General features: G+C 70.4%; 25 protein-coding genes. 10 read left to right on the top strand and 15 right to left on the bottom strand.

Features of this window, described 5'->3' with window-relative positions; translation table 11 throughout:
- Positions 1 to 14: 14 nt before the first annotated feature.
- From AB0J87_RS17275 to AB0J87_RS17265, 3 genes are all read right to left on the bottom strand, one after another.
- The gene (locus tag AB0J87_RS17275) at positions 15 to 461 is read right to left on the bottom strand and encodes a hypothetical protein (RefSeq protein WP_363966215.1); all 447 of its coding nucleotides are present in this window, start codon (positions 459 to 461) and stop codon (positions 15 to 17) included.
- A complete protein-coding gene (locus tag AB0J87_RS17270) occupies positions 458 to 985 on the bottom strand; it encodes a sigma-70 family RNA polymerase sigma factor (protein WP_355194094.1) in 528 nt (175 codons plus the stop codon). The genes AB0J87_RS17275 and AB0J87_RS17270 overlap by 4 nt, the downstream gene beginning before the upstream one ends.
- A gap of 73 nt (positions 986 to 1,058) precedes the next feature.
- A complete protein-coding gene (locus AB0J87_RS17265) occupies positions 1,059 to 2,072 on the bottom strand; it encodes a S8/S53 family peptidase (protein ID WP_363966213.1) in 1,014 nt (337 codons plus the stop codon).
- Positions 2,073 to 2,247: 175 nt separating this feature from the next.
- On the opposite strand from AB0J87_RS17265, the gene AB0J87_RS17260 reads away from it, so the two are divergent.
- Complete coding sequence (locus AB0J87_RS17260; protein ID WP_350723190.1) at positions 2,248 to 2,742, top strand: DUF3145 domain-containing protein; 495 nt, start codon at positions 2,248 to 2,250, stop codon at positions 2,740 to 2,742.
- 223 nt (positions 2,743 to 2,965) lie between these two features.
- On the opposite strand, the gene AB0J87_RS17255 is transcribed toward AB0J87_RS17260, so the two are convergent.
- From AB0J87_RS17255 to AB0J87_RS17215, 9 genes are all read right to left on the bottom strand, one after another.
- Positions 2,966 to 4,390 (bottom strand): carboxyl transferase domain-containing protein, encoded by a 1,425-nt coding sequence (locus AB0J87_RS17255; RefSeq protein WP_363966210.1) that lies wholly within the window; start codon positions 4,388 to 4,390, stop codon positions 2,966 to 2,968.
- The gene (gene fabF, locus AB0J87_RS17250; protein WP_363966208.1) at positions 4,391 to 5,623 is read right to left on the bottom strand and encodes a beta-ketoacyl-ACP synthase II; all 1,233 of its coding nucleotides are present in this window, start codon (positions 5,621 to 5,623) and stop codon (positions 4,391 to 4,393) included.
- A 35-nt stretch (positions 5,624 to 5,658) separates the two neighbouring features.
- Complete coding sequence (locus AB0J87_RS17245) at positions 5,659 to 5,898, bottom strand: acyl carrier protein (RefSeq protein ID WP_350723184.1); 240 nt, start codon at positions 5,896 to 5,898, stop codon at positions 5,659 to 5,661.
- 77 nt (positions 5,899 to 5,975) lie between these two features.
- Complete coding sequence (locus AB0J87_RS17240) at positions 5,976 to 6,932, bottom strand: beta-ketoacyl-ACP synthase III (RefSeq protein WP_350723182.1); 957 nt, start codon at positions 6,930 to 6,932, stop codon at positions 5,976 to 5,978.
- Entirely contained in the window at positions 6,929 to 7,825 is an 897-nt protein-coding gene (locus AB0J87_RS17235) for an ACP S-malonyltransferase (protein ID WP_363966206.1), read from the bottom strand. The genes AB0J87_RS17240 and AB0J87_RS17235 overlap by 4 nt, the downstream gene beginning before the upstream one ends.
- Before the next feature lie 103 nt (positions 7,826 to 7,928).
- On the bottom strand, positions 7,929 to 9,053 hold the full coding sequence (locus AB0J87_RS17230; protein ID WP_363966620.1) for a helix-turn-helix domain-containing protein: 1,125 nt from the start codon (positions 9,051 to 9,053) through the stop codon (positions 7,929 to 7,931).
- A gap of 161 nt (positions 9,054 to 9,214) precedes the next feature.
- Positions 9,215 to 9,646 (bottom strand): DUF350 domain-containing protein, encoded by a 432-nt coding sequence (locus AB0J87_RS17225; RefSeq protein WP_350723178.1) that lies wholly within the window; start codon positions 9,644 to 9,646, stop codon positions 9,215 to 9,217.
- A gap of 31 nt (positions 9,647 to 9,677) precedes the next feature.
- On the bottom strand, positions 9,678 to 10,820 hold the full coding sequence (locus AB0J87_RS17220; RefSeq protein WP_363966204.1) for a glutathionylspermidine synthase family protein: 1,143 nt from the start codon (positions 10,818 to 10,820) through the stop codon (positions 9,678 to 9,680).
- 3 nt (positions 10,821 to 10,823) lie between these two features.
- A complete protein-coding gene (locus tag AB0J87_RS17215) occupies positions 10,824 to 11,225 on the bottom strand; it encodes a hypothetical protein (RefSeq protein WP_350723174.1) in 402 nt (133 codons plus the stop codon).
- 91 nt (positions 11,226 to 11,316) lie between these two features.
- Here AB0J87_RS17215 and AB0J87_RS17210 point away from each other — a divergent pair, with 91 nt between their 5' ends.
- Positions 11,317 to 12,339: a PHP domain-containing protein gene (locus AB0J87_RS17210; RefSeq protein WP_363966202.1), complete on the top strand. Its 1,023-nt coding sequence runs from the start codon at positions 11,317 to 11,319 to the stop codon at positions 12,337 to 12,339.
- An 11-nt stretch (positions 12,340 to 12,350) separates the two neighbouring features.
- On the opposite strand, the gene AB0J87_RS17205 is transcribed toward AB0J87_RS17210, so the two are convergent.
- Genes AB0J87_RS17205 through AB0J87_RS17195 form a run of 3 tightly spaced genes read right to left on the bottom strand, consistent with a single transcriptional unit; the run spans position 12,351 to position 15,381 of the window.
- Positions 12,351 to 13,187: a carbohydrate ABC transporter permease gene (locus AB0J87_RS17205; protein WP_355194109.1), complete on the bottom strand. Its 837-nt coding sequence runs from the start codon at positions 13,185 to 13,187 to the stop codon at positions 12,351 to 12,353.
- Positions 13,181 to 14,056, bottom strand: a complete 876-nt coding sequence (locus AB0J87_RS17200) for a sugar ABC transporter permease (protein WP_363966200.1) — start codon at positions 14,054 to 14,056, stop codon at positions 13,181 to 13,183. Before AB0J87_RS17200 ends, AB0J87_RS17205 begins: the two co-directional genes overlap by 7 nt.
- A gap of 11 nt (positions 14,057 to 14,067) precedes the next feature.
- Complete coding sequence (locus AB0J87_RS17195) at positions 14,068 to 15,381, bottom strand: ABC transporter substrate-binding protein (RefSeq protein ID WP_363966198.1); 1,314 nt, start codon at positions 15,379 to 15,381, stop codon at positions 14,068 to 14,070.
- A 210-nt stretch (positions 15,382 to 15,591) separates the two neighbouring features.
- Between AB0J87_RS17195 and AB0J87_RS17190 the strand changes: the two genes are divergently transcribed.
- From AB0J87_RS17190 to AB0J87_RS17155, 8 genes are all read left to right on the top strand, one after another.
- Positions 15,592 to 16,593, top strand: a complete 1,002-nt coding sequence (locus AB0J87_RS17190) for an SIS domain-containing protein (RefSeq protein ID WP_363966196.1) — start codon at positions 15,592 to 15,594, stop codon at positions 16,591 to 16,593.
- 7 nt (positions 16,594 to 16,600) lie between these two features.
- On the top strand, positions 16,601 to 17,461 hold the full coding sequence (locus AB0J87_RS17185; protein WP_355194117.1) for a PfkB family carbohydrate kinase: 861 nt from the start codon (positions 16,601 to 16,603) through the stop codon (positions 17,459 to 17,461).
- Between the two features lie 30 nt (positions 17,462 to 17,491).
- Complete coding sequence (locus AB0J87_RS17180) at positions 17,492 to 18,577, top strand: LacI family DNA-binding transcriptional regulator (RefSeq protein ID WP_363966194.1); 1,086 nt, start codon at positions 17,492 to 17,494, stop codon at positions 18,575 to 18,577.
- 96 nt (positions 18,578 to 18,673) lie between these two features.
- The gene (locus AB0J87_RS17175) at positions 18,674 to 19,759 is read left to right on the top strand and encodes a substrate-binding domain-containing protein (protein WP_363966192.1); all 1,086 of its coding nucleotides are present in this window, start codon (positions 18,674 to 18,676) and stop codon (positions 19,757 to 19,759) included.
- 133 nt (positions 19,760 to 19,892) lie between these two features.
- Positions 19,893 to 21,206, top strand: a complete 1,314-nt coding sequence (locus AB0J87_RS17170; RefSeq protein WP_363966190.1) for an extracellular solute-binding protein — start codon at positions 19,893 to 19,895, stop codon at positions 21,204 to 21,206.
- 29 nt (positions 21,207 to 21,235) lie between these two features.
- Positions 21,236 to 22,132, top strand: a complete 897-nt coding sequence (locus AB0J87_RS17165) for a sugar ABC transporter permease (protein WP_363966188.1) — start codon at positions 21,236 to 21,238, stop codon at positions 22,130 to 22,132.
- Positions 22,129 to 23,046 (top strand): carbohydrate ABC transporter permease, encoded by a 918-nt coding sequence (locus AB0J87_RS17160; RefSeq protein ID WP_363966186.1) that lies wholly within the window; start codon positions 22,129 to 22,131, stop codon positions 23,044 to 23,046. The genes AB0J87_RS17165 and AB0J87_RS17160 overlap by 4 nt, the downstream gene beginning before the upstream one ends.
- Entirely contained in the window at positions 23,043 to 24,041 is a 999-nt protein-coding gene (locus tag AB0J87_RS17155; RefSeq protein ID WP_363966184.1) for a hydroxyacid dehydrogenase, read from the top strand. Before AB0J87_RS17160 ends, AB0J87_RS17155 begins: the two co-directional genes overlap by 4 nt.
- The last annotated feature ends 1 nt before the right edge of the window (position 24,042 follow it).

Raw genomic sequence — 24,042 nt, 5'->3', positions numbered from 1 at the left:
TCAGCGTCGCGTCGTCAGGGCCGGATGCGCACCCATCGCGTCTGAACGGGCTTGTGGCCGGGGCGGTGGCAGACCACGCTCAGCCAGCCCGGCGGCAGGCCGGTGGCGGCGAAGTCGCCGGAGCCGGCGATCCGCCGGGTGAGCGTCAGATGGGGAGTGCGCACATCGATGAGCGCGTCCTCCCCCGGGTACGGGAAGACGTGTCCCGCCACGTCGATGAGCCCGTCGCCGATCGTTATCTCCAGGTCGAAGGTGAGGCCCGCCACGACGAAGCGCACCAGATGGGAGCCTTCGTCATCGCGTACACCGCCGGCGGCGCCGCGGTCGGTGGGGCCGGCCGTCACCGCCCCGGGGACCCGGAGCCGGTAGGCGTCGCGCGCGGCGGCGGACACCTGGCCGGGGATCGGGTCGTTCCCGGAGGCCAACCGGAGGGCTGCCAGGAAATACTCGTCGTTGATCATTGCGCTGTCTCCTGTATTGAGATCAGAGTGCGCAGTTTTTCCAGGCACCGGGCCTTGGTCGGACCGATGCTGCCCACGGGCAGTCCGAGCCGTGACGCCATCTGCTGGTTGCCGAAGTCGACGGCGACCAGCTGGAGGAGTGAGCGGCAGGGCTCGTGCAGGTCGGAGACCGTCTTCCAGAGCAGGCGGCGGCCGTCGGCCTCCAGGACGGCGGACTCCGGGTCAGGGTCTTCGACGACCTCGAAGGAGGAGACCCCGGGACGATCTTTACGCAGCAGCAGGAGGGCTTCGCGGCGCACGGTCGTCACCAGCCAGGCCCCCACTCCGGCCGGATCCCTGATGCTCGGGAGGTGCTGCAGCAGGCGCAACCAGGAACCCTGGACCGCGTCCGCCGCGTCGGAGGGGCTCAGGCCGCACGCACGGGCCACCGCCCACATGCGCGGCCCGAACCTGGCCTCCAGCTCGTCCCAGGCCGTCCGGTCGCCCTCGGCCGCCGCTGCGAGCAGCTCCGCTGAATCGCGCATCGCGGCCTCCTTCCGTCCGGCACGAGTAGGCGATCATGCCTCCCCGTGATTGGCTGAGGACTGAGCGTAAACTCTACAGACTCGCCGGGATCAGAACTCCCAGATCCGGAATTTGCCGGGCCCGCTCAGATTCGAAGAGCCGTCTGGCGACCTCCCTGGCCGGCTCGCTCTTGGCCCCGTCCGCGACGGCCCCTGCCACCAGGGCGGTGGCGAACGACGTGCCGCTCCACGCCGCGTATCCCGCGAAGTCACCGCCGTCCAGGAAACTGCTGGTCAGCCAGTCGCCGCGGGCGCAGGCGTCCACCCAGATGCCGTAGCCGGAGTAGGGGGCGCGCTGCTCCTCCGCGGCGTCCACGGCGGCCACGCCCACCACGGAGGGCAGCGCCGCCGGCCAGAACGGCCGGTCGGACCCCGTGTTGCCGGCGCAGGCCACGGTCACCGTGCCGGGCAGCGCGGCGATGGCGTCTGACAGCAGCGGTGGCGGGCGGTCGTCGTAGGTGTGGCCGCCGAAGGAGAGGTTGAGCACCTGCGGAGGGCGCTCGCGCAGGCGGTGGAGGGCGCGGACGACGGTCGCCTCGTCGCCGATGCCGTCGCCGTCGAGCACCCGGTGCACGCTCAGCTCCGCGCCCGGGGCCCGCCGGGTCAGCAGGCCCGCGATGAACGTGCCGTGCCCCGCCTGCGCGCCCTCCGTCGCGTCGGCGCACTCGGGGGCGGTCTCGCCGTACCAGTCGCTGCCGGACCACCACGGGTGCTTGGCGATGCCGGTGTCGAGCAGCCCCACGACCACGCCCGAGCGGGACCGCCCCGGCTTGCGGGCGATGGGCGGAGTCGGAAAGGGTCTGGACGCGGGACCACCGAAGAACAGGGGCTGGCCGCGGAACACGTGGTTCGGCGACGCTCGCAGGCCCTGCTCGCGGAGTTCGGCGGTGATCTCGCAGGGGTCGGCGCCGGGCGACAGGTGGATCACGCAGACGCCGTCCGCCTCCGAGACCGCCTGGGTCCAGCGGGAGACGGCCGACAGCGCCGCGCGGTCGGTCAGCACCTGACCAGGCCGGATGAGCGACGCGCCGACAGATTGGATGTCCATGAGGCGGTATGTTTCCCCGCTGGTCCAACTGTCACATGCCACTCCCGCACCAAGTTGGTATGGCCCCCCTCTGGTGCCGGATAGCGACCGACGGTAGTCTCTCCCTAGTCACTTGTGATCATCCCGGGGCGAGGCCGTTGGGGAAGGCGCACCTCGTACCGAAACGGGAGGTCCGGTGTCTGCTCGTGGCGTCCTTTACGTCCACTCGGCTCAGCCCGCGCTGTGCCCTCATATCGAATGGGCAGTCGCGGGTGTCCTTGGCGTGCCCGTGGATCTGACGTGGACTCCGCAACCCGCCGCGCCCAACGTCGTGCGGGCCCAGGCGGAGTGGGATGGCCGCGCCGGCATCGCGGCGGCCATCGCCTCCTCGCTCATGGGCTGGCAGCGCCTCAGGTTCGAGATCACCGAGGACGCGTCACCGGGAGTGGACGGGTCCCGCCACGCCTACACGCCGACGCTCGGTGCCTTCACCGCGGTCATCGGCGCGGCCGGCGACATCATGATCCCCGAGGAACGGCTCCGGGCGGCGATGATGATGGCCGCGCAGGGGCGGTGCGTGCTGGAGGACGAGCTGGACAAGATGCTCGGCCGGCCCTGGGACGAGGAGCTGGAGCCGTTCCGGTACGCGGGCGACGGTGCGCCCGTCCGCTGGCTCCACGCCGCCGTCTGACCCTGCCCACGCCACGGGCGAACGTCACGCCCAAGAGGCCCCGCACCCACGCCGGTGCGGGGCCTCTTGGAAAGCACGGTGCGGGGCCTCTTGGGAAGCACGGTGCGGGGCCTCCTGGAAAGCACGCGATCGGCCCCGCACCCACGCCCGCGCGGGGGCCTCTTGGGAAGCACACGCGAACGGCCCCGCACCGATGCTCGGTGCGGGGCCGATCGTCAAAGAGCTACAGCGGGATGTTGCCGTGGGCGCCGCGGGCGGGCGTGGCCTGGGTGAGGAGCTTGGCGATGGCGCCGCGCGTCTCCGCGGGCTTGATCACCTCGTCGATGACCCCCAGCTCCCGGGCCCGGTCGAGCCCACCGGCCAGCTTCTCGTGCTCGGCGGCCAGCCGCTGCTCCAGCTCGGCCCGCTCCTCCTCCGGGGCGGCGGCCAGCTCGCGCCGCTTGAGGATGCGTACGGCCGCCACCGGCCCCATGACCGCCACCTCGGTGGTCGGCCAGGCGAACACCTTGGTGGCCCCCAGCGCGCGGGAGTTCATCGCGATGTACGCGCCCCCGTACGCCTTCCGCGTCACCAGCGTGACCCGCGGCACCGAGGCCTCGGCGAAGGCGTGCAGCAGCTTGGCTCCCCGCCGCACGACCCCGTCGTGCTCCTGCCCGACCCCGGGCAGGTAGCCGGGAACGTCCACGAGGACAACCAACGGCACTCCGAAAGCGTCACACATGCGTACGAAGCGGGCGGCTTTCTCGGCGGACGTGGCGTCGAGGCAGCCGCCGAGCCGCAGCGGGTTGTTGGCGATCACACCGACCGTCCGGCCACCGAGGCGGCCGAGCGATGTGACGATGTTCGGTGCCCACTTGGGGTGCAGCTCGATGCCAGGCTCGTCGAGCAGGCCGTTGACCAGCGGCTTGACGTCGTAGGCGCGCCTCGCCGAGTCGGGCAGCAGCGTGGAGAAGTCCACTTCCTCGATTTCTCCCGTGCGCACCCGGCCCTGGTGGCCGAGGAGCGTGGCGAGCTGGCGCGCCTTGACGTACGCGTCGGTCTCGGTCTTGGTGACGACGTGCACGACGCCGCTGCGCTTGCTGTGCGGCTCCGGGCCGCCCAGCGCCGCGGAGTCGACGTTCTCGCCGGTGACGCTGCGGACCACGTCGGGGCCCGTGACGAAGATGCGGCCGGACTCGGCCAGGATGACGATGTCGGTCAGCGCGGGACCGTACGCGGCGCCGCCGGCGGCGGGGCCGACGACCACGGAGATCTGCGGCACCACGCCGGACGCCTTGGTCATGGCGGCGAAGACCCGCCCGACGGCGTGCAGCGACTCGACGCCTTCGGCGAGTCGCGCACCGCCGGAGTGCCAGATCCCGATGACCGGCACCCGTTCACGGACGGCCACGTCGTAGGCGTGCACGATGTGCTCGCAGCCCTCGCTGCCCATCGCGCCGCCCTGGAAGCGGGCGTCACTGCAGAAGGCGACGACGGGAACACCCTCGACGCGGCCCATGGCGGCCAGCACGCCGCTCTTGTCTTCGGAGCTGATCAGCCGCAGCGAGCCCTCGTCGAGCAGCGCGGTCAGGCGGACGGCTGGATCGCGGGGGTCGGCAGGCTCCTGTTCGGTGCCGTCGGTCGCTATCCCGTTGTCCAGCACGGTCATTTATGCCCCCTTAAACACGACGGCCACGTTGTGGCCCCCGAATCCGAACGAGTTGTTGACCGCGGCGATGTCTCCGTCGGGCAGGGGGCGGTTCTTCCCGTAGACCAGGTCGACCTCGACGCCGTCGTCGAGGTCGTCGAGGTTGATGGTCGCGGGGACGATCCGCTCCTGCAGAGCCTTGATGGTGAAGACGGACTCGATGCCGCCGGCCCCGCCGAGCAGGTGACCGGTCATCGACTTGGTCGAGGTCACGAGCGGGTGGGTGCCGATGGCCTTGGCCACGGCCTGCACCTCGCCGACGTCGCCGGCAGGGGTGGAGGTGGCATGTGCGTTGACGTGCTTGATGTCGAGGCCGGTCAGGCCGGCGTCGTTGAGTGCCTGGGTCATCGCCATGATGATGCCCCGGCCCTCGGGCTCGGGCTGCGTGATGTGGTGGGCGTCGGCGGAGTAGCCGACCCCGGCGCAGTAGGCGTAGATTTTCGCGCCGCGCGCCTTCGCGTGCTCCTCGGACTCCAGCACCACGATGCCGGCGCCCTCACCGAGCACGAACCCGTCGCGGTCGCGGTCCCACGGCCTGGACGCGCCCTGCGGGTCGTCGTTGCGGGTGGACATGGCCCGCGCGGCGGCGAAGGCCGCCATGTTGAGCCCGTGGATGGCGGCCTCGGTGCCGCCCGCCACGACCACGTCGGCGCGGCCCACCCTGATCATGTCCATCGCGTGGCCGATCGCCTCGGCGCCGGACGCGCACGCCGACACGGTGGCGTGCACCCCCGCCTGGGCGCCCAGGTCGAGGCCGATCCAGGCGGCCGGGCCGTTGGGCATGAGCATCGGCACGGTGAACGGCGACAGCCGGTTCCAGCCGCGCTCACGCCAGGTGTCGTACGCGCTCAGCGTGGTGCTGATGCCGCCGATGCCGCTGGAGACCACGACGCCCAGCCGCTCCGGCGCGACCTCGGGGGCGCCGGCGTCCTGCCAGGCCTCCCGGGCGGCGACCATCGCGAACTGCTCGCTGCGGTCGAGCCTGCGGGCCTCCGGCCGCGGCAGCACCTCGGTGGGGTCGACCGCGGCCGTCCCCGCGAACTTCACGGGGACGGAGTCGATCCAGTCCGTGGTGAGGGTCTCGACACCCGACTGACCGGCGAGGAGCGCCGTCCAGGTCGAGGTGACGTCTCCACCGACGGGCGTCGTCGCGCCAAGCCCGGTGACGACGACACGTACCCGGTTCGCACTCACGTTTCGCGCTCCTTGCTAGTCAGAATGATGACTTCTCAGCCCTGGATGAAGTTGAGGACGTCCTTGACCGTCTTCAGGTTCTTGAGCTGGTCGTCGGGGATCTCGACGCCGAACTCGTCCTGGGCGGCCACGGCGATCTCGACCATGGACAGGGAGTCGATGTCGAGGTCGTCGACGAAGCTCTTCTCCGGGGTCACGTCCGAGGCCGGGATGCCGGTGATCTCGTTGATGATCTTGCCGAGGCCGTCAAGAATGTCCTGCTCGGTGGCAGCCATGTCGCTGGTTCTCCTTTTGATTTCTGGGTTCTGCACGGCTGTGCCGTACAAGCTCTGGATGGTAGTGCGAGGGGAGGCTAAGGGATCTCGATGACCTGCCCGGCGTAGGTCAGCCCCGCGCCGAAGCCGAGCAGCAGCGCGAGACCGCCGGAGCGGACCTCGCCGCGCTCCAGCATGCGCGAGAGCGCCAGCGGGATCGAGGCGGCCGAGGTGTTGCCGGCGTTGACGATGTCGCGGGCGATCACGGCGTTGTCGGCGCCCAGCTTACGGGCGATGGCCTCGATGATGCGCAGGTTGGCCTGGTGGGGCACGAACGCCGTCAGCTCCGACGGGTCCACGCCCGCGCGCTCGCAGGCCTCGAGCGCCACCGGGTGGAGCGCGGTGGTCGCCCAGCGGAACACCGTCTGGCCCTCCTGGCGGAGGAAGTTCTGGCGGTCCTGGATGGCGATCGCCTCGGACTTGTCGCCGGAGCTGCCCCACACCACGGGGCCGATGCCGGGGGTCTCGGAGGGACCCACCACCGCGGCGCCCGCGCCGTCGGCGAAGATCACGGCGGTGGACCTGTCGGTCCAGTCGATCCACTGCGACAGCTTCTCCGCGCCGATGACCAGCACGTGGCGGGCCGAGCCCGCGCGTACGGCGGCGCTCGCGGTGCCGAGGGCGTAGCAGAACCCGGCGCAGGCGGCGTTGACGTCGAACGCGCCGGGCGCCTTGATGCCGAGCCGGTGGGCCACGACGGCGGAGGCGTTGGGGATCTGGGTCTCGAGCGTGCAGGTGGCCACGATGACCAGGTCGACCTCTTCGGGCGACAGGCCGCTCGCGGCCAGCGCCTTGCCGCCGGCGATGGTGGCCATGTCCTCGAGGGACTCGCTGTCGGGAGCGACGCGGCGCTCCTTGATGCCGACCCTGGACTGGATCCACTCGTCGTTGGTGTCGATGTTCTTGGCCAGGTCGTCGTTGGTGACGACGTTGGCCGGCTGGTAGTGGCCGAGGGCCAGGATCCTGCCGCCAGGGGCGACGTCGGGAATCTTCACTTGGTCAGCTCCCTGGCCGCGTCGAGGTCGTCGGGGGTCTTCAGCGCCACCGTCTGCACACCGGACAGGCCGCGCTTGGCCAGGCCGGTGAGCGTGCCGCCGGGCAGCAGCTCGATCATCTTCGTGACGCCGAGCCCGGCCATGGTCTCCATGCAGGCGCCCCACCTGACGGGGCTGCTGATCTGCCTGACCAGCCGCTCCACGAACTCGGCGCCGGAGGCGACCGCCTGGCCGTCGGAGTTGGACAGGAGCGTGACGGTGGGGTCGGCGGGGGCCACGTTGGCGGCGGCCTCGCGCAGGCTCTCCACGGCGGGGGCCATGTGGCGGGTGTGGAAGGCGCCCGCGACCTTCAGCGCGATGAGGCGGGCACGGGTCGGCGGGTCGTCCTTGAGCGCGGCCAGCTGCTCCAGCGTGCCGCCCGCGACGATCTGGCCGGCGCCGTTGATGTTGGCGGGGGTCAGGCCGTGCTTCTCGAGGGCGGCCAGCACGTCGTCCTCGACGCCGCCGAGCACGGCGGTCATGCCGGTCTCGGTGACCGCGGCGGCCTTGGCCATGGCCTGGGCGCGCTCGCGGATCAGGGTGAGCGCCTGCTCGGGGGTGAGCACCCCGGCCAGCGCGGCGGCGGCGAACTCGCCCACGCTGTGGCCCGCGAGCACGTCCGGCGTCGCGCCGAGCACCTCGGCGGAGGCCAGCGCGGCGGCCACGAGGAGCGGCTGGGCGACGGCGGTGTCACGGATCTCGTCGGCGTCGGCGGTGGTCCCGTAGGCGATCAGATCGAGCCCGACGACCTCCGACCAGGCGCCGAGTCTGTCGGCCACACCGGGGAGCTCGAGCCAGGGAGAAAGGAAGCCTGGCGTTTGGGCACCTTGGCCCGGAGCGACGAGTACAAGCACAAAACCCACCTTGCCCTGTAGAACTCCGACACGCGGATAATGATCCGCACGAACTTCGTCCGGGGGGTTTTGTAGGAAGCCTACAGTGGGGATTTCGGCGACATTACGTTAGGGCGCGCCACATTTCGGCGCTCTCCGCCAACCGGCCGAGAATCAGGCCGACCTGGAGCGTGAAGGCGGACCTGCCCTCCGTGGGCTGGTAGCCGGTCAGCTCCGTGATCTTCTTCAGGCGGTAGCGGACGGTGTTGGGGTGGACGAACAGCAGCCGCGCCGTCGCCTCCAGCGAGGTGCCCTGCTCCAGGTACGTGGCGAGGGTGTCGAGCAGGGGCGTGCCGGCGAGCGGCAGGTAGACGTTCTCGATGAGCTGCTGCCTGGCGTCGTCGTCGCCGTCGAGCGCCCGCTCGGCCAGCAGGTCCTCGGCGTGCACCGGACGGGGCGCGTCGGGCCAGCCGGAGGACGCCTTCAGCCCGGCCAGCGCCGCCCTGGCGGACCTGGCCGCGGCGTGCAGGTCGGGGACCTCGGGGCCGATGACGATGGGGCCCATCCCGAAGCGGTGCACGACCTGCTTGGCCGCGTCGTTGACGCTGTCGGCGCCGCCCACGATGACGATCAGCCGGTCGGCCTGCACGCCGGCCAGCAGGTCCATGCCGATGCGGCGGCCCTTCTCCCGCAGCCCGTCGATGACCGCGCGGGGGTCGTCGACGGGGGCGTGGCCGGCGATGACGACCACGGGGGAGGAGGTCCAGCCGAGCGCGGCCGCCCAGGAGTGCAGGCCGTCGTCGACCTCGCCGCGGACGAGGGCGTCCACGATGAGGGCCTCGAGCCGGGCATCCCACGAGCCCCTGGCCTCGGCCTCGCGGGCGTAGACGTGGGCGGCGGCGAAGGCGACGTCGCGGGTGTAGCGGAGCATGGCCTGCTGGAGCTGGTCCTCGCCGCTCGGCGCGGCCAGCTCGTGGGCCTGCGCCTCGACCACCTCGACCACGACTCTGACGATGTCGACGGTCTGCTGCAGCGAGATGGACCGCTTGAGCTCGCGCGGAGCCGTGCCGAAGAACTCGATGCTGGGGGTGGGGCGGTCCTCGCCGGCGATCGAGAACCACTCGACGAACGCCGCGATGCCGGCCTGGGCCACGAGCCCCACCCACGACCGGTCCTCCGCGCTGAGCGCGCGGAACCACGGCAGCTGCTCCTCCATGCGAGCCATCGCCGCCGTGCCGAGCGAGCCCATGGCCCGCTCGAGCCTGCGTGTGGTGTCCTCCCGGGTCCGGTCTGTCACGCCTTCTAGAGTGCCAGCTCCGTCCGGATGACCGCGACGGCCGTTCTCCCGGGGCCCGGCGACCGGCGTCGGATGACCGCGACGGTCGTTCTCCTGGGGCCCGGCGGCCGGCGTCAGATGACCGCGACGGCCGTGATGAGGCCGATCGCGACGTGCGTGACCGCGAGCAGCCGCGCGCCCGGCTGCAGCTCGGGCTCCTTCACGAGGTCGCGTACGGAGATGCCGACGATCCGGTCGAACAGCAGCATCGCCACGGTCTGCACCACGATGCCGACCAGGCCGAACACCGCCGTGCCCGCCAGCCCCTCGGCCAGCCGGCCGCCGGAGGACCAGATGGAGGCGGCCACGATCAGGCCGACGGCGGCCAGGGCGGAGGTGGCGAGCAGGGTGGCGTTCGGGTTGCGCTGGGTGCGGATGATCTCGCTCAGCTTGCCGGGGGTGGCCCAGTCGATCACGTAGAAGCCGACGATCATCAGGATCACGCCGACGGCGGCGTACGCGGCGATGGCGCCCGAGCCGCGGGCGAGGGTCTCGAGAAGAGTCACGTTGATTCCTATCGGGGGATGCGGTGGGGAGTCAGGCGATGCGGTGGGGGACGAACGAGGAGGTGTCATCGGTGATCAGGCCGGTCGTCTCCCTGATACCCAGCCCGGCGGCCTCGTCGGCGACCACCCAGGCGCCGAGCACCGGCCGCTGCCCCTCGAACTGGGGCAGCGCCTCGAAGCCCTGGAAGACGTACCCCTCCTGGCCGTAGACGCCCGGCGTCTCCTGGGTGCCCTCGGGGGTGACGATGCGCATGGAGGCGCCCTCCCTGCCCAGCAGCGGCTTGGCGATGTAGGAGGTCAGGTCGCGCGGGCCGTCGAGGTAGGCGGGCAGCAGGTTGGGGTGGCCGGGGTTGAGCTCCCACAGGATCGCCAGCAGCGCCTTGTTGGACAGCAGCGTCTTCCACAGCGGCTCGATCCAGGTGGAGTGCCGTACGGCGTGCCGCCCGAAGTCGTCGGCCAGCATCCACTCCCACGGGTAGAGCTTGAACGCCGAGCGGATCACGCGGTTCTCGACGTCCACGAAGCGGCGGTTGAGGGAGTCCCAGCCGATGTCCTCCATGGCGACGGCGACGGTCTGCAGGCCCGCCTGCTCGGCGGTCTCCTGCAGGTAGGCCACGGTCATGGCCTCCTCGCCCGTCTCGTCCATGTTCGTGAACGCGAAGTGGGTGGGCCCGGGCGGCAGCCGCATCTCGCGCCAGCGCTCGATGAGCCGCTCGTGCACGGAGTTCCACTGGTCGGCGCCCGGGTGGACGTCCTGCAGCCAGAACCACTGCACGACCGACGACTCCACGAGCGAGGTCGGCGTGTCCGCGTTGTACTCCAGCAGCCTCGCCGGGCCGGTGCCGTCGTAGCGCAGGTCGAAGCGGGCGTACAGGTGGGCGTCGCGGCGCTCCCATGAGCGCGCCACCTCGTCCCACGCCCACTCGGGGATCGCGAAGTCGGCGAAGCGCCGGGCCGAGACCACGTGCTCGACGGCGCGCAGGCACATCTCGTGGAGCTCCTCGACCTGCTCCTCCAGCGCCTCGACCTCGTCCATGGAGAACACGTAATGGATGGACTCGTCCCAGTACGGTCTGCTCAGCCCCGACGGGTGCGCCGCCCGGTGGTAGGCCAGGCCCTGGCCCTCGATCGTCTTCTCCCAGCCGTCCCTGGGAGTGCCATGCTCACGACGCACCGGTCAGCTCCCGCCGCCCCAGTGGTTGCCGAAGCCGCCCCGTTGGATCTCTTTCCCGTTGCGGGTGGAGATGTTCACGTCAGAGGGCCGGTACGTGGTGCCGCCGCGCACCTTGTTGCCCGACCTGGTGCCCCCGTAGTACCACATGTACGCCCCGCGCGAACCGCCGTAGTAGTGGTACGAGCCGTTGTCGTCATCGTCGCAGTAGTCGTCGTCGACGACCTCGTACGTGCCGTCGTCCAGCTGGATGACGCAGTCCGCGGTGACGTCGTCGTCATCCTGGGTGGCCGCGCAGTACCCGACCAGCATGATGGACAGAACACCGAGAATGGTCAGCGGGATGGCCTTGGACGCCTTGCGCGCGGGCGGTGGCGGCGTGGGATGGGTTTGCGGAGGTTGTGCCATCAAGATCCTGCTTTCATGGGCCGCTCAGCCTATCGGCGGCCCTCGTCCCCGTTCAATCCTGTAGTCGTGGCCCCGAGATATGTTCGCTCACATGGAACCGGTTGAGGCCCTGCGCGAGATCGCCTTCCTGCTGGAGCGCGCCGGAGAGCCCACGTACCGCGTACGTGCCTTCCGTCGCGCCGCCCAGGTCGTCACCGACCTGCCCAGGGACGAGCTCGTGCGGCTGGCCCGCACCGGCGGTCTCGGCGACCTGCCCGGCATCGGGAAGGTCACCGCCCTTGTGGTCAACGAAAGCCTCGATGGGCAGGTTCCTACATATTTGCGGCGGTTGCGGGCGACCGACGGCGTGCAGCTCGACGAGGAGACGCAGGCGCTGCGCGGCGCGTTGAAAGGCGACCTGCACAGCCACTCCGACTGGTCGGACGGCGGCTCGCCGATCGAGGAGATGGCCGAGGCGGCCCGCGGGCTCGGCCACGACTACCTGGCGCTGACCGACCACTCGCCCCGCCTGACCGTGGCCAAGGGCCTCTCGGCCGAGCGCCTGGAACGCCAGCTCGACGTGGTGGCCGAGCTGAACGAGCGGCTGGCCCCGTTCCGGATCCTGACCGGCATCGAGGTGGACATCAACACGGACGGCTCCCTCGACCAGTCACCCGACCTGCTGGAGCGGCTGGACGTGGTGGTGGCCAGCGTGCACTCCAAGCTGCGCATGGACGGCGACGAGATGACCCGCCGCATGGTAACCGCCATCGCCAACCCCCTGGTGGACGTGCTCGGCCACTGCACGGGGCGGGTGGTGAAGGCCGGCGGCAGGCGCGGCGAGCGCCGCCCGGAGTCGTCGTTCGACGCCGAGCTGGTCTTCGAGGCCTGCCGGCAGTTCGGGGTCGCGGTGGAGGTCAACTCCCGGCCGGACCGGCTGGATCCACCCAAGAGGTTGATGCGGCTGGCGTACGAGATGGGGTGCGTGTTCGCGATCGACTCCGACGCGCACGCGCCCGGGCAGCTCGACTGGCAGCACCACGGCTGCGAACGGGCCGCGCGGTGCGGCATCGAGGCCGACCGCGTCGTCAACACCTGGCCGCTGGAGCGGCTGCTCGGCTGGACGGCCGCCTGAGCGTCACCTGCCTATTTGCCGACCCCGTCGGCGAGGCCCCTGACGATGTAGCGCTGGCCGAGGAAGAACAGCAGGACCACGGGGAGCGCCGCGATCACCATCCCGGCGAAGACGACCGGGTACTCGGTGCCGTGCTTGCTCATCAGGCTGGTCAGGCCCACGGGGAGGGTCTGCACGCCGGTGCCGCTGGTGAAGATCATCGCGAAGAGGTACTCGTTCCAGGTGAAGAGGATGTGCAGCAGCACCGTCGAGGTCAGGATCGGCTTGCACATCGGCAGGATGATCCGCCAGAACGCCGTCCACCGGCCCGCGCCGTCCATCTCGGCCGCCTCGTCCACCTCGCGGGGCAGGTCGATCATGTACGCCCGGATGAGGAAGGTCGTGAACGGGACGCGGAAGGCGGTGTAGAGGATGAGCAGCGCCCAGAACGTGTTGTACAGCCCCATCGCCTGGAACATCTTCACCAGCGGCACGAGCGCCACGGTGGGGGCGAGCATGAGCCCGCCGAGTATCGCCGCCGTGAGCGTCCGGTTGAGCGGGACGTTCACGCGGGTGAGGCCGTAGGCGGCCCACGCGCTGACGAACACCGTGGCGACCGTCGAGGTCAGCGTGACCAGCACGCTGGTGGTCAGGTAGTCGCTGACGCCGCGGTTCCACGCCTTCTGGTAGTTCTCGAAGCTCCAGTGCAGGGGCAGCGCGAACGGGTCGCCGAACAGCTCGGCGTTGGTCTTGAACCCGTTGAGGGTCATCCACAGCAGCGGATAGACCACGACGACCGCGAGGGCCAGCAGGAAGGCCCACATGAAGACGCGGGCGATCACCGCGAGGAAGCTCAGGCGCGTCACCATTCCACCCTTCTCCTGCGGGTGACCCACAGCTGCGCCACCGCGATGCCGAGCGTGATCACGAACAGGACGGTCGCGACCGCGGCGGCGTAGCCGAAGTTGTTGCGGACGAACCCGCTGCGGTACAGCCAGGTGCCCAGCACCTGCGTCGAGTTGTTCGGCCCGCCGGCGGTCATCACCATGACCTCGTTGAACACCTGGAACGCGCCCGAGATGGTGACGATCGCCATGAGCCCGGTCATCTCGCGCACGAGCGGCACCGTCACGTGGACGAACCGGCGGATCGGGCCGACGCCGTCGATGGCGGCGGCGCCGTAGATCTCCGAGGGGATGCGCTGGATCGCGACCGCGAACAGCAGCGTGGAGTAGCCGAAGCCCTGCCACTGGCTCATCGCGATGATCGCCGACATGGCCGTGCTCTCCTGGCCCAGCCATGCCTGGGCGAACCGGCCCAGGCCGACGGCCTTGAGCGCGTGGTTGAGCGGGCCCAGGTTCGGCTCGTACACGAAGTAGAACAGCAGCCCCGCGACGGTCAGCGAGATCGCCGAGGGGATGAAGTAGACCGCGCGCAGGCCGCGCCGCCAGCGCTCGCTGCCGATGCTCTCGATGAGCGCGGCGAGCAGGAGCGCGCCGAACACCTGGAACACGATGGAGACCACCGCGTACAGCGCGTTGTTGCCCAGCGACGACCAGAACACCGGGTCGTCGACGAGCTTGGCGTAGTTGTCGAGCCCGACGTATTCCTGGCTGCCGCTGTAGATGTCCCACTTGAGCGTGCTGAACTGCAGGTTCTGCACGAGCGGCAGGTAGACGAACACTCCGACCAGCACGAGGGCGGGCAGGACCCATACGAGCCTGAGCGTGGCGCGCACGTGCGGACTCCCTACTTGGCTTCGGCCGAGGCCCGGCGCACGCTTTCGAGCACCTGCTCGGCGGTCTTGCCACCGCTGACGATCGCCTCGCCGCCGGCCAGCCACGCGTCCGCCACCTCGGGCACGGTGACCATGTCGAGCCAGATGGCCAGCTTCGGCGCCTTGTTGACCAGCTGGACGCCCTCGTAGACGGCCTTGCTGGAGGTCTCCGGCGTGACCGCGCCGACGACCGTGCTGGGCTGCCCGTACGGCGGCGCGGACAGCGTCCTGGCGTTCTGCGCGCTCGTGGCGAACTTCATGAAGTCGACGGCCAGCGCCACCCTGGGGGACCTGGCGTTGACCAGGTAGCCCTCGGGCGAGCCCTCCAGCACCGCCGGGTCGCCGGGGTGGTCGCCCGGGACCGGGAGCTGGAAGATGCCGAAGTCCGCGGGCTTGAGCTCGCCCGACGTCGCGTTGTCGAACTCCAGGATCTCCTGGTAGTACATGGCGGCCTTGCCGTTGGCGAAGGCCTCCTGCGCCGAGGAGTAGAGCACGCCGTTCGTGCCGCTCTTCGTGTCGGTGCACTGGTCGACCAGCGTCTTGAACTGGTTGAGCGCGGTGACGTAGCCCGGATTGTCCAGCTTGGCGGTGGCCGGGACGAAGTCGGCCTGGAGCACGGCGTCCGGCACGTTGTAGGCGAACAGCTGCTGCAGGTAGTGCAGGGCGGGCCAGCCGTCCTTGTTGCCGAAGGCGACGGGCTCGTACCCGGCCTTGCGCAGCGGGCCGCAGGCGGCGACGAGGTCCTCGAACGTCTTCGGCACCTCGACCCCGGCCTTGGCGAAGGCGCTCTTGCTGTAGCCCATGAACTTGCCGTTGCCGTACAGCGGGATCCCGTAGTTCTTGCCGTCGCGGGCGAAGGCGGCCAGCGAGCCGGGGCTGAACGTCCTGCCCCACTCCGTGTCCGGGCCGATCACCTTGGTGAGGTCGGCGGCGCGTCCGCCGCGGATGTAGTTGTCCGCCCAGTTGCCGGTCCAGGTGAAGTAGACGTCGGGCAGCGCGTCCGAGGCCGTGAGCGTCTTGAGCTTGTCCTTGACGCTCTGGTCGGTCTCCTGGATCAGCTCGATCTTCACCTGCGGGTGCTTCTTCCGGTACTCGGCCGCGAGGTTCTCGAGGTAGGGGCCTGTCGGGTCGCCGGCGAACTTGGTGAGGATGCTCAGCGTGCCGGAGAACTCCGGCGTGGCGGCGGCGTCGGCCGCCGGGGCCTGCTCGGGCTGGCCGCCTGAGCAGGCGGCCAGCGTGAGTGTCCCGAGGAGTGCCGCGAACGTCGGCAGTGCGCGAGGGCGCATGGGCATCCTTTCTCTTTCAGGAACGCCTTTGGTGTTGGCCGACCTTACAGCGCGTCTGATACCGGTACCAGACCTAGTCGCCAAGATCTTTTCTGATCACCCTGAAGTGGCTGGTTGTTTGACGAATCAAGCGCTTCTATGTCAACGTGACTGCCGCGTGATACCGGTATCAGATCGGTCGCACGACATTTCCCCGGAAAGGATGCGAAGATGCTCGGGTTCAACGAGCCGGAATTTCTCTCCCAGGTGGCGAGCGCGGTGGGCCTGCGCCCACGGATCGAGGAGCTGGTCGACCGGCTCGTGGACGAGGGGTTCAAGCACGTGCTCCTCGTCGGCGCCGGCGGCACCTACGCCCAGATGTGGCCGTACGAGCACCTGGCCCGGCGCAGCTCGACGCTCGACGTGCGCGCCGCGATCGCCGCCGAGCTGATCGTCTCCGGTGACGCCCGCCTGGGCGAGGACACCGTGGCGATCTTCACCTCGGTCTCCGGCACCACCGACGACACCGTCCGCGCGATCGAGTACTGCAGGTCCAGGGGAGCCTTCACGGTCTCCTTCACCGGCCACCCCGACTCGCCCGTGGCCACGAAGGTGGACGCGGCGCTCGTCTCGCAGCCCAAGACCTGGCCCTTCGACATGCAGCTGCTGCTGTTCATGACCCGGCTGCTCGCGCGCCGGGGCGAGTTCGACGGGTACGAGAGGTTCGCCGCCGAGTTCGAGGGCGTCCCGGGGATCCTCGTCGAGGTCGCCAGGCAGGCCGAGCCGGTGGCCGCCGCGTTCGCCGAGGCCCACAAGGACAGCGGCTACCACTTCCTCGTCGGCGGCGGGAACCTCTGGGGGTTCACGTACCTCTACTCCATGTGCATCCTCGAGGAGATGCAGTGGCTGCGCACGACCAGGGTGCACAGCGCGGAGTTCTTCCACGGCTCGCTCGAGCTGCTCGAAGAGGACACCAGCGTGATCATCTTCCAGGGCGAGGACGAGACGCGGCCGCTCACCGACCGCGCCGAGGCGTTCGCCCGGCGCGTCTCCAAGGACGTCACCGTCTTCGACACCCGCGACTACCCGCTCACCGGGATCAGTCCCGAGTTCCGCGGCCTGCTCGCGCCGCTCGTGCTCGACACCGTGCTGAGCCGCGTCAGCAAGCACCTGGAACGGGTCCGGGACCACTCCCTCGACCTGCGCCGCTACTACCGGGTCATGGACTACTGAGGCCCGCATGCGAGTGCTCGGCTTCGGCGACAACATCGTCGACCGGTTCATCGACCGCGGCGTCGACTACCCCGGCGGCAACAGCGTCAACGTCGCCGTCTACGCCCGCCGCCTCGGCCTCGAGTCGGCCTACCTGGGCGTCTTCGGCGACGACTCGCTCGGCGGCTTCCTGCGGGAGTCGATCGCCGCGGAGGGGGTCTCGATCGACGCCTGCGTCGTTCGGGAGGGCGAGAGCGGCGTCTCGCACCTGCGGGTCGACGACGGCGACCGCGTCTTCCTCGGCTGGAACGGCGGCGGCGTCACCGTACGCGAGCCACTCGTGCTCGACGACGGCCTGCTCGGCTACGCAGGCGGCTTCGACCTCGTGCATTCGAGCGTCTACTCCCGCAGCGAGCCCGAGCTGCCGAAGCTGGCCGAGCTCCGCACGCTGGTCAGCTTCGACCTGTCCAGCGAGGAGGAGTACCGGCGCCCCGCCTACCTCGACCGCGTCTGCCCGCACGCCGATCTCGTGCTGCTGTCCTGCTCCGACCTCGACGCGGCCGCCACCGGCGACCTCCTGGCCGAGGCGGTACGGCGGGGCGCCCGGCTCGCGGTCGGCACCCGCGGCGTGGACGGCGCCATCGCCCACGACGGCCACGCCCTGGTGAGCGCTCCCGCCCGGCGCGCCGACGGCATCGTCGACACGATGGGCTGCGGCGACGCCTTCCTCGCCGGGTTCGCCGTCTCGCTGCTGCGGGACGGCTGGACCTCCGAGGCCCGGCCGGGGCTCGGCCCGATCGCCCGGGCGCTGGCCCTGGGGGCGGAATCGGCCCGCGACCAGTGCTTCGTCGAGGGCGCCTTCGGCCGCGGCCGGCTGACTACGATGTGATGGGCCGATCAGGAACGGGGGACGGGATCCATGCCAGCTGACCGTGGCCAGGGGCCGACGATCTCCGAGGTCGCGGCCGAGGCCGGCGTCGGCCGCGCCACGGCGGCCCGTACGCTCGGTGGCTACGGATACGTCAGCCCGGAGCTGCGCGCGCGGGTGCTCGCGGCGGCCGAGAAGCTCGGCTACCGCGCCAACGCGCTCGCGCGCAGCATGTCGACGGGCGTGAGCCACACCCTTGGCGTGATCGTGGCCGACATCGGCAACCCGTTCTTCGCGGGGTTGCTGCGGGGGATCTCCGACAGCGCGCGGGCGCGCGGGTTCGACGTGATCGTGCTGAGCACGTACGAGGACCTGCAGGAGGAGATCGCGGCCACCAACGTGCTCATCGACAAGCGGGTCGACGGCGTCATCGTCGCCTCGGCCGCGCTCGACCGCGACCAGGTCGCCCACATCAGGGCGGCCATGGACCGGGGCATCCCCGTCGTGCTCGTCGACCGCGCGGTGGCCGCCCTCGACCTCGACGCGGTGGTCATCGACAACCGCGACGCGGCCCGTGAGGCGGTCGAGGTGCTGATCGCGGCCGGTCACCGTCGCGTCGGGTTCGTGTGGGGGCCGCCGGTGGCGCGGCCGCCGTCGACCAGGCGCGAGCTGCTGGCGGCGGCCTCGCGCAACCTGTGGACCGACGGCGAGCGGTTGCGGGGCTACCTCGACGCGCTCGACGACGCGCACATCCCGTTCGATCCCGAGCTGGTGATGGTCGGGCCCAAGACGGAGGCGCGGGTGGTGGGGGAGGTCGGCCGCATGCTCGCCCTCCCCGACCGGGTCACCGCCGTGTTCTGCACGGAGACGGACGGCATGACCGGCTCCCTGCGCGCCCTGCGCCAGGCGGGGCTGTCCTACCCGGACGACGTGGCGCTGATCGGGTTCGACGACAGCGCGTGGGCGGCGGTCATGGACCCGCCCCTGACGATGATCGCCCAGCCGGTGCACCAGCTCGGCGCCAAGGCGGCCGAGGTCCTCCTCGACATCCTGGGCGGCGCCGAGCCGGCCCGCACCATGCACACCCTCCGCTCCGAGCTCATCCAACGCGCCTCGGTGGCCTCACCCCCGGAATGATCGTTCCACGCTGGAAACGCAATCGATCGATTTCGAAAGCGAATGTCAGCGGTACGATGGCGCAGGAAATCGCGCGGAACCGGAAGGAGCCCCCACGTGCTGGCCGAGGAGCGACACGGGGCGATCTTGCAGGAGCTGAGCCGCAAGGGCTCGGTCAAGGTCGCCGATCTGGCCGCCAGGCTCGGCGTCTCGGCCGTCACCATCCGGCACGACGTGCGGGAGCTGGCCGGGCGCGGGCTGCTCGTCCGGGTGCACGGCGGGGCCGTGTCGATTCCGGACGCGCCGGCGCGGGAGAGCGAGGAGCCGGCCGCGGGCGAGCGGAAAAGGGAGCGCGAGCCGTACGTGCTCGGCATGCTCGTGCCGCAGACCGCGTACTACTTCCCGGCGGTGATCAGGGGCGCGCAGGCGGCCGCGCGCGAGCTCGGCGTGCGGATCAGCCTCGCGGTCTCCCGCTACGACCTGAAGGAGGACCGCCGCCAGGTGGCGCAGCTGCTGTCGTCCGGCGTGGACGGCCTGCTGCTGACACCGAGCGAGAACCCCACGCTCTCGCTCGCCACGGAGCAGTGGGTCAACGAGCTCGACATACCGGCGGTGCTGGTCGAGCGGAAGGCGGGCTGGTCGATGCCGGCGGTGGAGCAGGTGGCGACCGATCACGCGTACGGCGCCTATCTGGCCACGTGCCATCTCGCCCGGCTGGGACACGAGCGGGTGGCGCTGCTCGCCTGCGAGAGCAGGACCACCCCGTGGATCCGCGAGGGACACGAGCTCGCCCAGCGCACTCTCGGCCTGCGGGAGGGGCCCGTGCGCATGTTCCCGCGGGCCGCCGTGGGCGCTCCGGCGGGGATGGACGAGCACGTCGACGACTTCCTGGACGCCTTCAGGGAGGAGGGCGTGCGCGCCGCGCTCGTGCACAACGACATGGACGCCCTTTCCCTGGTCAGGCAGCTTCGCGGCCGCGGCGTCTCGATACCCGAGGATCTGGCGATCGTGACCTACGACGACGAGGTCGCCTCCCTCGCCGACATCCCCCTGACCGCCGTGTCGCCGCCCAAGGAGGAGGTGGGGGCCGCGGCCGTGCGGATGCTCGTCGATCGGCTGGACGATCCGGGCAGGCCACTGTGCGGCCTGCTGCTGCGGCCGAGCCTGCGGATCCGGGCGTCGTGCGGCGCGACGCAGGCATAGGCACTTTCGTTTTCTTTCGTTTTTCCTGCTTGTGACGCGATCGTAACGTATCGCTGCTTCGGGATGCATTGACAGGCTTCATACGAAACAAAATGATTGCACCAATCTTCACTTCCCTCCCTGGACGGTGCATATGAAGCCTCGATGCCTGCGGATCACGGCCCTGCTCGCGGGCGCTGTCGTCTCGCTGTCGGCACTGGCCGCCTGCGGAGGCACGGATCCGGGTGCCTCCGACGCGAAGCCGGGGGCGGACGTCATCACCTTCCGCTCCTTCGTCAAGGCATCCGACGTCGTCACCGCCGCCTTCAACAAGACCCACAAGGACTTCCAGGTCAAGTGGGAGAACGTGCCGAGCGGCGGCGACTACTACACCAAGCTCGCCAGCTCGGTGAAGGCCGGCAACGTCCCGGACGTGGCCATCGTCGAGTACAACCAGCTGCCCGACGTGGTCAGCCAGGGCGAGCTGGAGGACCTCACCGAGACCGCGGGCCCGGTGGTCGCCAAGACCTTCCCCGCCCAGGTCCAGCAACTGGTGAACCTCGGAGGCAAGACCTGGGGCATCCCTCGCGACGTCGCCCCGCTGATGTTCTTCTACCGCAAGGACTTCTACGACAAGCACAAGCTGGAGCTGCCGAAGACCTGGGACGACTACGCGAAGCTGCTCGCGGACGTGAAGAAGGCCGACGCGAAGGCGCGCGGCGGGATCTTCGCGACCGCCGACGCCGGCGTGCTGGCCGCGCTCTCCTGGCAGGCCGGTGGCCGGTGGTACGGAACCGAGGGCCAGTCGTGGAAGGTCTCCATCGACGACGAGCCGTCCAAGAAGATGGCCGCGTACTGGAACGACCTGGTCCTTAAGGGGCTGGTCGGCACGTACAACTCGACGAGCGACGACGCCTTCTTCCAGGCCGTGCAGAAGGGCCAGGTCGTCTCCTACATCTGCGCGAACTGGTGCGCGGGGGCCCTCCAGTCCACCGTTCCCGACCAGAAGGGCAAGTGGGCCATCGCGGCGGTGCCGAGCTGGGACGGCCGGCCGGCCTCCGCGATGCTGGGCGGCTCGGCCTTCACCGTCCCCAAGGGCGCCAAGCACCTTGAGCAGGCTCTCGAGTTCATCAAGTGGATCACCACCGATCCCGAGGGCATGAAGGCCTGGCTGTCCAGCGGCACCAGCAGCATGCTCCCGGCCGCGCCGGCCCTGCTGCCGGCCACCAGCGCCTTCAAGACCGACTTCTACGGGGGCCAGGACATCTTCTCCGTCGTCTCCAAGGCGTACGAGTCGATCCCGGCCGGCTGGACGTGGGGGCCGAGCGCCGGCGTGACCGGGACGGCGATCTCCGACTCGCTCGGCAAGGTCGCCGGCGGCGAGGTGAAGCTGGCCGACGTGCTCACGAGCGCCCAGCAGGCCACCGTGGCGGACTTCAAGAACCGCGGCCTGAGCGTCGCCCAGTAGTGCCCACTTCCCCCCTTCAAGGAGATGCCGTGGCGACCCGTCCGGCCCGCGGGCAGGGGCGCACCGCCGCCCTGCTCGTCGGCCCGTTCCTCCTGCTGTTCCTCGCCTTCTCCATCGCGCCGCTGGTGTACGCGGCGTGGCTCAGCCTGTTCACCGAGCGCAGCTCCGGCCTCGGCTTCGGCGGCGTCGAGACCTTCTTCGTCGGCCTCGGCAACTACGCCCGGGCGCTCGGCGACGCGGCGTTCCGGGACAGTTTCCTGGTCATCGCGACCTACGTCCTGCTCTACATCCCGGTGATGATCGGGGGCGCGCTCCTGCTCGCCCTGCTCCTCGACTCGGCCATGGTCCGGGCGAAACGCTTCTTCCAGCTCGGTCTCTTCCTGCCGCACGCCGTACCGGGGCTCATCGCCGCGATCATCTGGGTGTACCTGTACACGCCCGGGCTCAGCCCGGTGATCGACGTGCTCGAGTCGGCCGGCGTGAAGTGGAGCTTCCTGTCGGCCGACCACGCCCTGCTCTCGGTGGTCAACATCTCCACCTGGGAGTGGGTCGGGTACAACATGGTCATCCTCTACGCCGCCCTGCAGGCCGTCCCGAGGGACGTCCTGGAGGCGGGGACGGTCGACGGGGCGAGCGGGCTGCGGATCGCGCTGCGGATCAAGGTCCCGCTCATCCGCCCGGCGATCGCGCTCAACGTGCTCTTCACCGTCATCGGCGCCCTGCAGCTCTTCACCGAGCCGAAGGTGATCTACCGGGCGTCGACCGAGATCGGCAGCGCCTGGAGCCCGAACATGTACGCGATGCGCGCGGCCTTCGACAACCACGACTACGGCCTGGCCGCGTCCGCCTCGATCCTGATCGCCCTGCTCGGCGGGGTCCTGTCCTTCATCGTGACCCGGTTCTCGGCGCGGAGGGTGCAGCCATGACGTTGACCGCGACGCCCGCACCGCCGGTTCCCGCCTCAAGGCGGCGCAGGAAGCGCGGCTCCCGCCCGATGCCGCGCCTGCTCTCGCGTGCCGCCGTCAACGGCGTCCTCGTCATCGCCGTGCTCTACACGGTGATGCCGCTGCTGTGGCTGCTCATGGCGGCCACGAAGAACATGCGTGACCTGTTCGGCACCGGCGGCTTCGCCTTCGGGCGGACCTTCGACCTCGGTGCCAACCTGGCGCACCTGTTCAGCGCGGGTGACGGCATCTACCTGCGGTGGCTCGGCAACACCGCCCTCTACGCCGTGGGCGGCGCCCTCATCGCCACGACCCTGTGCGTGGCGGCGGGGTACGCCTTCGACAAGCTCTCGTTCCCGTTCAAGGAGAAGATCTTCGGGCTGATCCTCCTCGGCGTGCTCGTACCGGCCAGCGCGATGGCCCTGCCGATCTACCTGCTGGCGTCCAAGACCGGCATCGTGAACACCTTCTGGGGTGTCTTCCTCCCGAGCCTGGTCTTCCCCTTCGGGGTCTACCTCGCCCGGGTGTTCAGCGCCGCGTACGTGCCCGACGAGGTGATCGAGGCGACCCGCGTCGACGGCGCCGGTGACCTGCGCACCTTCCTCAGCATCGGCTTCCCGATGCTCCGCACGGCCTTCGTCACCATCTTCCTCTTCCAGTTCACCGGCATCTGGAACAGCTTCTTCCTGCCGCTCGTGATGCTGACCGACCAACACCTTTACCCGCTCAACCTGGGTCTGTACACCTGGCAGACCACGTCGCTGAACCAGGGCCATCCGGAGGACTACCTGCTCGCCATCACCGGTTCGCTGGTGGCGGTCGTGCCGCTGGTCATCGCCTTCGTGGTGCTGCAGCGGTACTGGAGAGCGGGCATGACCGCTGGAGCCGTCAAGTGACCCTTCCCCGCGCGCTGCTCGCCATGGAGCCGCGATTCAAGGACGACCTGTTCGGGCCGGACGAGCTCGACCGGCTCACCCGGCTGGTGGACGTCGACCCCGGCCTGGTCGTCAGCGACTTCGCGGACGTGCCGGAGCTGGCCGCGGCCGAGGTCCTCGTCACCTGCTGGGGCTGCCCGCCCGTCGACGCCTCCGTGCTGCGGCGGGCACCCGGGCTGCGGGCCGTCGTCCACGTGGCGGGCACGGTCAAGAGCCTGATCACCGACGCCTGCTGGGAACGCGGCATAGCCGTCTCGTCGGGCGCCGCCACCAACGCGCTCCCCGTGGCCGAGTACACCGTCGCCGCGATCCTGTTCGCCGGCAAACGCGTCCTCGGCATCCGCGACCTCTACCGCACGCAGCGCCGGGCCCTCGACTGGGCGGCGCACTTCCCCTCGCTGGGCAACTACCGCAGGACCGTCGGGATCATCGGGGCCTCTCACATCGGCCGCCGGGTGCTCGACCTGCTCCGCCCGTTCGACCTCGAGCTCCTGATCAACGACCCGTACCTCGACGAGACCGCGGCGGCCGCGCTCGGCGCCCGGCCGGTCGGACTCGACGAGCTGCTGGCCGCCTCCGACGTCGTCTCCGTGCACGCCCCGGCGCTGCTGGAGACCCGGCACCTGCTGGACGCGCGGCGCCTGGGACTGCTCTCCGACGGCGCCACGCTCATCAACACCGCGCGCGGCTCGCTGGTGGACATGGAGGCGCTCACCAAGGAACTGGCCTCGGGCCGGATCGACGCCGTGCTCGACGTCACCGAGCCCGAGATCCTCCCGGCGGACTCGCCGCTCTACGACCTGCCGAACGTCCTGCTCACCCCGCACGTCGCCGGCTCGGTGGGCGGCGAGCTGCGCCGCCTGGCCCACTCGGCACTCGACGAGCTGGAACGGTACACGCGGGGCCTGCCGTTCGCGCATGCCGTCCGCGCCGACACGATCGGCCGCTCGGCGTGAT

Origin of the sequence: Nonomuraea sp. NPDC049625, from assembly GCF_040675285.1 — a bacterium.
Lineage (GTDB): Bacteria > Actinomycetota > Actinomycetes > Streptosporangiales > Streptosporangiaceae > Nonomuraea > Nonomuraea angiospora_A.
Note: the sequence above shows the minus strand (reverse complement) of the source record. Positions and strands in the feature narration are given on the sequence as shown.

What these genes read in the sequence shown, in the direction of transcription:
- AB0J87_RS17275 (WP_363966215.1), bottom strand. Translation starts at nt 461, where the DNA reads ATGATCAACGACGAGTATTTCCTGGCAGCCCTCCGGTTGGCCTCCGGG.
- AB0J87_RS17270 (WP_355194094.1), bottom strand. Translation starts at nt 985, where the DNA reads ATGCGCGATTCAGCGGAGCTGCTCGCAGCGGCGGCCGAGGGCGACCGG.
- AB0J87_RS17265 (WP_363966213.1), bottom strand. Translation starts at nt 2,072, where the DNA reads ATGGACATCCAATCTGTCGGCGCGTCGCTCATCCGGCCTGGTCAGGTG.
- AB0J87_RS17255 (WP_363966210.1), bottom strand. Translation starts at nt 4,390, where the DNA reads ATGACCGTGCTGGACAACGGGATAGCGACCGACGGCACCGAACAGGAG.
- AB0J87_RS17245 (WP_350723184.1), bottom strand. Translation starts at nt 5,898, where the DNA reads ATGGCTGCCACCGAGCAGGACATTCTTGACGGCCTCGGCAAGATCATC.
- AB0J87_RS17230 (WP_363966620.1), bottom strand. Translation starts at nt 9,053, where the DNA reads ATGGGCTCGCTCGGCACGGCGGCGATGGCTCGCATGGAGGAGCAGCTG.
- AB0J87_RS17215 (WP_350723174.1), bottom strand. Translation starts at nt 11,225, where the DNA reads ATGGCACAACCTCCGCAAACCCATCCCACGCCGCCACCGCCCGCGCGC.
- AB0J87_RS17210 (WP_363966202.1), top strand. Translation starts at nt 11,317, where the DNA reads ATGGAACCGGTTGAGGCCCTGCGCGAGATCGCCTTCCTGCTGGAGCGC.
- AB0J87_RS17205 (WP_355194109.1), bottom strand. Translation starts at nt 13,187, where the DNA reads ATGGTGACGCGCCTGAGCTTCCTCGCGGTGATCGCCCGCGTCTTCATG.
- AB0J87_RS17195 (WP_363966198.1), bottom strand. Translation starts at nt 15,381, where the DNA reads ATGCGCCCTCGCGCACTGCCGACGTTCGCGGCACTCCTCGGGACACTC.
- AB0J87_RS17190 (WP_363966196.1), top strand. Translation starts at nt 15,592, where the DNA reads ATGCTCGGGTTCAACGAGCCGGAATTTCTCTCCCAGGTGGCGAGCGCG.
- AB0J87_RS17185 (WP_355194117.1), top strand. Translation starts at nt 16,601, where the DNA reads ATGCGAGTGCTCGGCTTCGGCGACAACATCGTCGACCGGTTCATCGAC.
- AB0J87_RS17180 (WP_363966194.1), top strand. Translation starts at nt 17,492, where the DNA reads ATGCCAGCTGACCGTGGCCAGGGGCCGACGATCTCCGAGGTCGCGGCC.
- AB0J87_RS17170 (WP_363966190.1), top strand. Translation starts at nt 19,893, where the DNA reads ATGAAGCCTCGATGCCTGCGGATCACGGCCCTGCTCGCGGGCGCTGTC.
- AB0J87_RS17160 (WP_363966186.1), top strand. Translation starts at nt 22,129, where the DNA reads ATGACGTTGACCGCGACGCCCGCACCGCCGGTTCCCGCCTCAAGGCGG.